This window comes from Microvirga arabica, from assembly GCF_016811235.1.
In the GTDB taxonomy this organism is placed as follows: Bacteria; Pseudomonadota; Alphaproteobacteria; order Rhizobiales; family Beijerinckiaceae; genus Microvirga; species Microvirga arabica.
Genome location: NZ_JAFBID010000026.1, coordinates 58,854 through 67,803, shown reverse-complemented (window position 1 = coordinate 67,803; position 8,950 = coordinate 58,854). Strand labels below are relative to the sequence as shown.

The following is an 8,950-nucleotide window of genomic DNA, read 5'->3' as shown; positions in this document are numbered from 1 at the left end:
CTCCGACGATCCTCGCCACGCCATCTGCTGCGGAGCCCCAACGCCCGAGGGGTCGAGCTGGTGCGACTGGCACCGGAAGCTCGTCTACGTCCCGGTGCAACCCATCAGAAACCGGCGTGACGCCCTGGCGTCGTAGGCGAGCAATTCACAATGATCCCTCCGAGATCTGGTCAGGGCGAAGGAGATCTCACTCTATCGTGCGCCACCGCATCTTGTGCCGGTCACAAATCCAGCCCGGAAACCGCGCCGTCGCGCGCCACGAGGGCGATCCGGATGCCGGCCCGCCTAACAAGGGGACGGCTCCGCCAAGTCTCCGCAAGTTTGCGGAAGACAGGTGTGTCCGGAGCGGCCGCGACGACGATGTCATCGGCGGCGACATGGAACAGAAGCGCCTGGCCGAGTGCTGTCGTGAGCAGCGGGTACTCTGGGCTGCCGGGCTTTCGGACCAGCGGCCCCTTCTTGCACTCGGCGACGATGCGGCGGCCGTTGACTGTGGCGACAACGTCGCCTTCGCCCGGCCGCGAGTGCACCCGGATGGTCTTGTCGCCACGCCGGTAAGTGCCGGTCCAGGCGTTCCGACCGACCTGCGGCTCCTTGGTCTGCTCCCATCCAGTGCCGGCCATGAAGCGGCCGATGTCGAATATGACCGCGTCGCCGACCTTGATGCTGGCCCCGTCGATCGCGACGCTGGCCATGGCTCCCGAGCCGGGAAGTGACAGGATGAACTCGGCCAGCCGCAGGGCCACCTCGGCCTCCGGCATGCGGTCATCGGGCAGTGCGAGGTCCGGCGGCCCTTGGTCGCTCACGAGCTCGGAACTTGTGGTCGTCGGCTTGTCCATCATCCCCCGGCTATGCCAGCCTCTGCACGATTTGAAAACTACCGCGACTGTACGAGAGACCATGCCCCGCCGGAGGATCCCACCCGTGTGCAATCTGTATTCGAGCTACACCACCCAGGAAGCCATGCGCCGGGCCTTCGAGGTCGCCCGCGATAGCGCCGGCAACGTTCCTCCCCTGCCAGCGATCTTTCCGGACCAGATGGCTCCCGTCGTCCGGACCGTCGACGGCGAGCGCGAGCTGATCCAGATGCGCTGGGGCTTTCCGCCGCCGCCGAAGGTCGGCACCCAGCCGGTCACCAACGTGCGCAACGTATCCTCGCCCTTCTGGCGCGCCTGGCTCAAGCCTCAGTACCGCTGCCTCGTGCCCCTTACCAGCTTCAGCGAGTACAAGGACACCAAGCCGCGCAAGACGCCGGTGTGGTTCGCGCTCAACCAGGAACGGCCCCTGGCCGCCTTCGCGGGTATCTGGCGGCCATGGACGGGAGTGCGCGGCACCAAGGCCGAGCCGGTCGAGGGCGAGCACTTGCTCTATTCGTTCCTCACCTCAGAGCCGAACGGCGTCGTCGGGCCGATCCACCCGAAGGCCATGCCGGTCGTCCTCACCACACCGGAGGAGTACGAGACTTGGCTCACGGCGCCAGCGGAAGTAGCGCTCAAACTGCAGCGGCCGCTGCCCGATGACATGCTCGACATTGTGGCGGAAGGTGCAAGATCGGACCAACCCGAGGCAGCTTGAACGGCCTGCAATCTCCAAAGCTAGTTTTCAGGAGCTGGGTTGGACCCTGTTCCGGAGCTGGCACTGTGGCGTGAGGCTCCCTCTTAGCCCCCTCAGCATCCTTCAAGGGATCGTCTACCGCCTGCTCACTTCGAGGATGCTGGACTGGACTTATTGCAGCTTGTTTCCGGAGCCTCCGGTTCTTCCATGCCTGCAGCATCTCTTGCCTCAGTCCTGGCCTCGGTTTCGGAAGGGGCCGCCAGATCGTCAGCGTGAACGCCTTTCCCACGGCGAGCACGAGGGCCATGCCGTAAAGGAAAATGGTCGGCGAGAAACTCTCAGCCATTTGCGGTTATCCTCTTAGCGCCCGCTCGACACCATCAGCCGTGTGCACTGTCGAAGCCCGCTCATACCATAACGAAGATCAAAGCTCGGCTTTCCCGCCCCGATGCCTTCGACCAAAGTCTGTCTTCCTCGATCCTGCCGGTTGCTAAGGATAGGAGGCAACGGACCGGCCTCAAGAGCGCCTATTGATCATCTGTGTCATCCGCTACGAATGTTGACCATGAGACTGCTGCAAAAAGCTCAGAACTTCTTCCGCAAGCCTGCATTGCCGCCTGTGATCCAAAAGCAAGCAGCCGCCCATGATGAGCAGGTTGGTAGCTCACGTTCAAAGCGCGCCCACATCAGGGATGTGCTGCGCCAGTACGAGAGAGGCAGTCTCAAGGAGGCTGAAGCCGTCGAAGAACTGCTCAAGATCCTGCGCTGAGACCAGACCAAGCTTTCTGTACTTCTGCTCTACCCGCTTCGCAGCAGATAGCCGCGTCGCCGCTTTCGCTGGAGCCAAGTCTCGAGGGCTTCCGCTGCACATGACGGTTTTTCGTACAGCTCGACCCTACGCTGTCCTGGTCGACCGATACGGCCCCACTCGCGGATCAGGGTCGCATCGCCAAACAGGCTCGGCTCGATCGCCAGGACATAGTAACGAGCCATGTTGCAACTTGGATCGCACCTGTGAAGAACCAGATATTGGATGGTGTCTTGAGCCATGCGCCACTGTCGCGCAGGCACCTGGACAAGGTCCAATCAAAGTCCTGAATCCATTGAGCATGAACGATTCACGCCGGTGATGCACCCTGCGATTTCCGCTCTTTAGAGCCAGGCACGCTGGCCCGTCGTCATCTCGACGCGCACGGTTCCTCTCCTTACGACATTCTTCGCCTCCTCATGGCGAGAAGCTCGACGGCGAGGTCGATCTTGCCGGCTCTGACCATCCGCGTGAGGGCACGGAAGTAGCCGCCCGGGTTCTTGATCCGGCTCTCGCCGCCGTTCTTGGCGGCGTCGTCCTCGTAGAGCTGCAGGACGTAGATCACCGCAATGGCGGCCCTGACGGGCCCCACCTCCTCGACGGCTTCCGCCCACGCGCTCTCATGCGCCCCGAGTGAGGCCCTGAGGTAGCGGCCGGCGGAGACGATATCCGCCAAATCCCCGATTGGCTGACCGTAGTCGCTGAGGGTGGGGCAAGCCTCAAGGATCAATTCCGGTGATAGGTGCTCCGGCGTTTGTTCTGTTGAACGAACCGCCTCAGCTTTCTTCGGAAAGCCCTTGTTACAAGGCTCACTAGGAGATCCGTTGTTGTTATTAGTGTGGAGGACTCCGAGTCCGGCTTTGCCCGCTTCATAGAAGGCCTCTTCAACATCAGTTCTCAACAGCTGCCAGGCGTCTAGCAGGTCGGCTGGAAGGGTGATCCTGGACCGGATCGGCGTGCGGGCCTGGAGAGCTTTCAGCTGGTCTTCCAATTCGGACCGGTTCACCTCTGGGAAGTGCTCAGCCAAGGCGCTCAAGGCTTCTTCCGCCGCCCGCCGGCAGATGGTGACCTCGTCGAAGGCACGCTTCTGCACCTCCCGGAGCTGCTTCTGCTCCATGAGCACCACCGCCCAGTCGCCCCGGCGGGCGTAGACTGGGGTCAGATCGAACCCGAAGGCGTCCACCACCTGCCCGGTGAGATCCTTAACGGCGTAGCGCTTGCCATTGGGCGAGTCCTTCGGCGCGATCAGCTGCAGGTCGATCAGCTGGCGCAGGATGCGCCGGATCGCCCGCTCGGTCAGGCCGGTGCGGCTCATGAGGTAGTCGTTGGACGGCCATACCAGCAGCCGTTCCCACTCCTGCTCGCCCCAGCAGGCAACCAGCTCGGACAGCACTGCCCGCTGGGCCGGCCGCAGGTCAAGCGCCTTGCTGGCCTCGCGAGCGGCGGCCGAGAGTTCTTTGCGTGTGACTGTGCGCCCGTCTTCGAGCGCAAGCTTCCTTGCGGCCAGAGCGGCATGTCTCAGCCGCCGGCCTCCTGACGATGCAAGCTGCATCGCACCCTCCATGTTGAGGGCAAAGCGGGAGCGTTCACCGAAACCGATGCTCTTGACATTCAGCTTGTCGGGATGGCATAAGGAAGCTGCAACACATTCCTTTTGGCCACCCCTCGGGGGTTCTCCAAAGGCCCTCGAAGTTTCCAGCTTCGTGGGCCTTTTGCTTTGCCTGGTTTACGTCACGACATTCCAATCCTTTTCGGCAAACATGGCCTCAAGCGCATGGGTGATGACGGCCTCACGAGACTTGAAGCGACCACTCTTGACCGCTTGGTCAATCGCAGTGCTCAAAAGCCCAGGAATCCAGACGTTCACTTCCTTGTCTCCCCGTTCCCGGCGAGACTTGCGGAAGCGCTGAACCCGTTCGATCCCTTTCATGTCAGGCATGGCATCCACCCGTTACACTCGTGCCGTTACGAGACATGACCGATTCTGAGTTGGCTGTGGAGTCGCGCGTCAAGAATCCATTCACAATAGATCGATTCAGCGGTGGGAAACTTCTTTAGCTAGAATCATTTAGCTGAAAAGGCCGAGTCAATTCGTATGTAAAACCCGGGTTCCGGATGATTCGAAGTTACGCACTTGATTCGAATGTACGTAGTATTCGGAGCGAACCGAGATTCGCGACCCGGCTTTATGATTCGAGAACCGCTGGTCCGAGGTGGTTAAGAACTGTTAACAAGATGACCACGGCTTCCGGATATTTGAAGTAGATCCAGTTTGCCAACAAGTCCGTACTGGTCGGCTGCGGAAGGCCATTCTCGGAGTGTCGGCGGCCCTCCTGGCGGTGCTTCATCAAACATTTTGACACGAAGTTGACTCATGCCGTGAAGGCCAACGTTGAGGATCTTCGAAGAGGAACTGGATGGATGAGCCAGTGTGCTTGTGCGGTGCTCAACCGACGAAGCGAGCCTCACCCGCAGCTGTCTTTTCCCGAGGACTTGCCTACCGAGGCGACAAACGTCAGCTTCATCCTCAGCCAACCACCCCCTAATGCACGTCCACTACGCACCTAGCAGCGGCGCGAAAGTGGGCGATCCCAGACCTCCCATGTAAGCTAAGAGGCCATAGCGCTATGTTGAGCCAACTGCCGGAAATGACGATTTGGAGGACGCGGGTTGGCGTCCTCATGTGGCCTCACCTACTCGCCCTCGCCCTCGCCTGCGCTCTGCTCCTGCTGCCTGCCCAAGCCTTGGCCAATGCCAGGGAGACGCTTGCGGCGCTCGCTCCGTCGGGGCTGGTGCTCGTGATGGACGAAAAGGGCAACGAGCTGGTGGCTCAGAACGCCGACAGGCCGTTCGTGCCTGCCTCCGTCACCAAGATCGTGACCGCCTGGCTGGCAATGGAAGTCCTGGGCCCCAACTACCGCTTCAAGACCCGCTTCTACCTTGGCGAAAACCGGGTGCTCTACATTCGCGGTGGTGGCGATCCCTTGCTGATCTCCGAAGAGCTGGCCCCGCTCGCGTCGGCGCTGGTCGCCGCAGTTGGCAAGCAGCCGCTGAGCGGCATCGTGCTGGATGCGAGCTACTACCCCTCCGACATCCGTATTCCCGGCATCGAGAACACCGACGAGGCCTACGACGCGCTGAACTCCGCGCTGGCGGTGAACTTCAACACGATCCACGCCGTGCGCAAGGGCAAGACGGTCCGCTCCGCCGAGGAGCAGACCCCGATCACGCCGCTGGCGATCAGCCAGTTCCTGGCGCGGGACACTCAGGGTCGCGGCCGGATCAGCCTCACCCAGAACCCCGCGGTGGGCCTGCACTATGCCGGCGAGCTGATCGCCGCATTCATCGAGCGGGCCGGCGGCAGCGTCAAAGGCAAGATCTCGACTGGAGCTGTGCCCAAGAGCCTGGAACCGGTCTACGTTCATCACCAGTCACGCCCCCTTTCGGAGATCCTCGCCGGGTTGCTCCTCAGCTCAAACAACTACATCGCTAATCAGGTCTTCCTGGAGATCGGCGCGCATCGCCTGGGCGGGCCCGTTAGCCTCGAAAAGTCGCTCCAGGTTGCGAACGAGATGCTCGTCAAGCACGGCCTCGCCGAGTCCATCCAGCTCAAGGAAGGCTCGGGCATCAGCCGCGGCAACCGCTTCACGGCCCGCGGCCTTGCCCGGTTGCTGCGCCTCTTCGAGCCTCATGCCACCTTGCTCCGCAGCGGCGACGGCGCCCACTTCAAGACCGGCACCTTTTCCGGCGTCAGCACCTTGGCGGGCTATGCCGACACTTCCAAGCATGGGCGTGTGCGCTTCGTGATCGCGCTCACAAGCAATGACGGCACGATGCGCTTTCGTCTCCTCAAAACCATTCAGTCCGGGTTGTAGCCGCAAGCACGCTTGGCTAGTGTACCTGCCGCACACACTCACCTGACTGGACGTGAGTCGTTCTTCTGGCACACACAGGCGATGTTCCTCGTGCCATACTCAACCTCATGATCGAGGGCGCCAAAGCATCTTGGCCTTACGCGCACCAAGGGCCAGGATGCTCCTCAAACAGCATGCATTCTTCGCGCAGCGTGGCACAGGCAAGCGCTTGCCTGATCACATATGCTATCCTGGACTCAACGCCAGCAAACTGCTCAAGCCGGTCAGCAATAGCCGAGAGATGATCGATGGTCTGAATCCCCTCTTGCCGCAGCACGTTCCAAGCAATGCGAGGCAGATAGAGCCCACTGATGGGCCCAGGGTAGGTATCATGGATCTGAGGCATAGGACGCTCCTGCACGACAGAAAGGAAAGTTGCGGGGAACGCCTGCCCGAGCATTCAGCAATCGGATCACAGGCGGGCCTCGATGATCAGATTGAATGGTGTCTGGGCGGCCTGACGCACGGTGCCGAACCCGGCGGATCTCAGCACGGCTTCAAGCCGGCTCGGGCCCGCCTGGGCTCCCAGGACATGCGTGCCGTTCTCCGAGATCGCATGGGCACAGCACAGGGTCGTGGAGGCCGCATAGTAGAGCCGGCCGACCGGGTTGATGTTGTCCTCGACCCGGTCACCGGCGAACGGCTCGATCAGCATGACCGTCCCGTCCTCGGCCATCGCTGTCCTGGCATAGCGTACGGCGTCAATGGGCCGGCCCATGTCATGCAGGCAGTCGAAGAAGCACACGAGATCGTAGTCGTGCCTGGCGTATTCGTCTGCCTGTGCGACTTCGAAGCTGACCCGCTCTTCGACACCCGCCTCACGTGCCACCCGGCGGGCGATCTCGATTGACCCCTCATGAACGTCGAAGCCCCAGAAGCGGCTCTGCGGGTATGCCTGGGCCATCAGCACCGTTGAATGACCATGCCCGCAGCCGACATCCGCGACCCTGGCCCCCTTCTCGAGCTTGGTCGTGATCCCTGAGAGTGTCGGCAGCCATTCCTGAATGAGACTGGCGCTGTAGCAGTTGCGGTAGAACGCGGCGACGCCGCAAAACAGCCGCTCGCTGTGCTCACCCCAGCTCACGCCTTTTCCGGTCCTGAAGGCGTTGAGTGTCTTCGGCTCATCGGCCCACATGGAGGCAACCACCTGCCAGGCGTGCGGCAGGAACACCGGGCTTGTGTCGTCAGCCAAGACGGCAGCCTGCTCCGGGGTCAGCTCGTAGGTGGCTGAGCATGGGTGATAGGCGATGTAGCCGCCGGCCACCTGGGAGTTGAGCCACTCCCGGACATAGCGCTCGCTGCAGCCGCTGCGCCTGGCGATCTCGTGCGAACTCAGAGGCCCCCCGCCGGCCATTGCCTTGTAGAGACCCAGCTTATCCCCGAGACTCACCATGACGCCGCCATAGCCGGCTGAAAGCTCCCCGAGAAGCTGGCCGACCAGTGTGTCGAGCGTCTGCTGGTTGATCATCATTGCCGCCTCCAGGCTTGCGTTCATGCGCCCTGTGCGCCGAAGTCCAGGTCAGGATGCCGGGTTGGCCCTTGAGAGCGGGAGTGCGAGACTGGCCAATGACGGTTCATTTGTGCCAGGGAGACCTCCTATGCCAGGAACGACGCGCCCGCTGCACGTCAGCCTTGTCGCCATCCCTGATGCGGTCATCTCAACCCTGACCGGGATCTACGACGTGCTGGGCTCGTTCCGCATGCTCGGCCGCCTGGAGCCCTCAATCCCGGAAGCATCGCCGTTCACGGTCGAGATCGTCGCTGCCGAGCGGGGTCAGGTGGCGCTGGCGAGCGGCGTCCCCGTGGAGGTTCACCGCGCCGTCTCGGACGTCACGGCTACCGACATCATCATTGTCCCGTCGGTGCTGTTGGGGCCTGAGGGCTGGAAGACCGGCCGGTACCCGGACATAGTCGACTGGGTTCGGCGCATGCACGCTGAAGGCGCCCTGCTGTGCTCGGCCTGCTCCGGCGTGTTCCTGCTTGCCGAGACCGGGCTCTTCAACGGGCGGGAGACGACGGTCCACTGGGGCTACTCTGAGGCGTTCGCAAAAGTGTTCCCGTATGTGCCACTGAGCCCCGAACGGGTGCTGGTGGTCTCGGGCGAGCGCGAGGAGTTCGTCACCTCCGGCGCCTCGATGACGTGGCATGATCTCGTGCTCTATCTGATTGCCCGGCATGTCGGCGCGACCGCGGCACAAACAGTGGCCCGCTACTTCGCGCTGCAGTGGCACCACGACGGGCTCGCTCCTTACATCGTCTTTCAAGGCCGGCGGGATCACGGCGATGCTGCCATTGCTGATGCTCAGGCGTGGCTTGCGACCCACTTCTCCATCGCGAGCCCTGTGGAGGAGATGATCCGCCGCTCGGACCTCCCCGAGCGGACCTTCAAGCGGCGCTTTACAGAGGCGACTGGGTTTGCACCGATCGACTATGTCCAGCGTCTCAGGATTGAGGACGCGAAGCGCCGGCTCGAGCGCACGGATGAGCCTGCCGATGAGATCAGCTGGAGGGTCGGCTACGAGGATGCCGCCTTTTTCCGCCGGTTGTTCAAGCGTGTCACTGGGTTGACGCCCGGCGCCTACCGGCGCCGCTTCCAGGTACCGGCCTTTGCTCGGTCAAAGGCAGGTCAATCGTCCACCTAGGAGACGAGATTGCCGCTCCGGCCCTTCCACGA

10 protein-coding genes are annotated in these 8,950 nt (G+C 62.4%); 4 read left to right on the top strand and 6 right to left on the bottom strand.

Annotated elements, in window-relative coordinates:
• Positions 1-221: 221 nt before the first annotated feature.
• Complete coding sequence (locus JQC81_RS15045; RefSeq protein ID WP_203272617.1) at positions 222-839, bottom strand: hypothetical protein; 618 nt, start codon at positions 837-839, stop codon at positions 222-224.
• A gap of 85 nt (positions 840-924) precedes the next feature.
• On the opposite strand from JQC81_RS15045, the gene JQC81_RS15040 reads away from it, so the two are divergent.
• Positions 925-1,575, top strand: a complete 651-nt coding sequence (locus JQC81_RS15040) for an SOS response-associated peptidase (RefSeq protein WP_203272616.1) — start codon at positions 925-927, stop codon at positions 1,573-1,575.
• A 544-nt stretch (positions 1,576-2,119) separates the two neighbouring features.
• Positions 2,120-2,323: a hypothetical protein gene (locus tag JQC81_RS15035; protein ID WP_203272610.1), complete on the top strand. Its 204-nt coding sequence runs from the start codon at positions 2,120-2,122 to the stop codon at positions 2,321-2,323.
• Positions 2,324-2,352: 29 nt separating this feature from the next.
• On the opposite strand, the gene JQC81_RS15030 is transcribed toward JQC81_RS15035, so the two are convergent.
• From JQC81_RS15030 to JQC81_RS15020, 3 genes are all read right to left on the bottom strand, one after another.
• On the bottom strand, positions 2,353-2,604 hold the full coding sequence (locus tag JQC81_RS15030) for a WGR domain-containing protein (protein WP_203272609.1): 252 nt from the start codon (positions 2,602-2,604) through the stop codon (positions 2,353-2,355).
• A 155-nt stretch (positions 2,605-2,759) separates the two neighbouring features.
• Positions 2,760-3,914 (bottom strand): plasmid replication protein RepC, encoded by a 1,155-nt coding sequence (repC, locus tag JQC81_RS15025; RefSeq protein WP_203272608.1) that lies wholly within the window; start codon positions 3,912-3,914, stop codon positions 2,760-2,762.
• Positions 3,915-4,088: 174 nt separating this feature from the next.
• The gene (locus tag JQC81_RS15020) at positions 4,089-4,301 is read right to left on the bottom strand and encodes a ribbon-helix-helix domain-containing protein (protein ID WP_203272618.1); all 213 of its coding nucleotides are present in this window, start codon (positions 4,299-4,301) and stop codon (positions 4,089-4,091) included.
• A 742-nt stretch (positions 4,302-5,043) separates the two neighbouring features.
• Between JQC81_RS15020 and JQC81_RS15015 the strand changes: the two genes are divergently transcribed.
• Positions 5,044-6,237: a D-alanyl-D-alanine carboxypeptidase/D-alanyl-D-alanine-endopeptidase gene (locus tag JQC81_RS15015; protein ID WP_246520434.1), complete on the top strand. Its 1,194-nt coding sequence runs from the start codon at positions 5,044-5,046 to the stop codon at positions 6,235-6,237.
• A gap of 136 nt (positions 6,238-6,373) precedes the next feature.
• On the opposite strand, the gene JQC81_RS15010 is transcribed toward JQC81_RS15015, so the two are convergent.
• Together JQC81_RS15010 and JQC81_RS15005 are read right to left on the bottom strand one after the other, a co-directional pair.
• Positions 6,374-6,622, bottom strand: a complete 249-nt coding sequence (locus tag JQC81_RS15010) for a hypothetical protein (protein WP_203272606.1) — start codon at positions 6,620-6,622, stop codon at positions 6,374-6,376.
• Between the two features lie 66 nt (positions 6,623-6,688).
• On the bottom strand, positions 6,689-7,747 hold the full coding sequence (locus tag JQC81_RS15005) for a class I SAM-dependent methyltransferase (protein ID WP_203272605.1): 1,059 nt from the start codon (positions 7,745-7,747) through the stop codon (positions 6,689-6,691).
• Positions 7,748-7,874: 127 nt separating this feature from the next.
• On the opposite strand from JQC81_RS15005, the gene JQC81_RS15000 reads away from it, so the two are divergent.
• Positions 7,875-8,918: a GlxA family transcriptional regulator gene (locus tag JQC81_RS15000; protein WP_203272604.1), complete on the top strand. Its 1,044-nt coding sequence runs from the start codon at positions 7,875-7,877 to the stop codon at positions 8,916-8,918.
• Positions 8,919-8,950 lie beyond the last annotated feature (32 nt).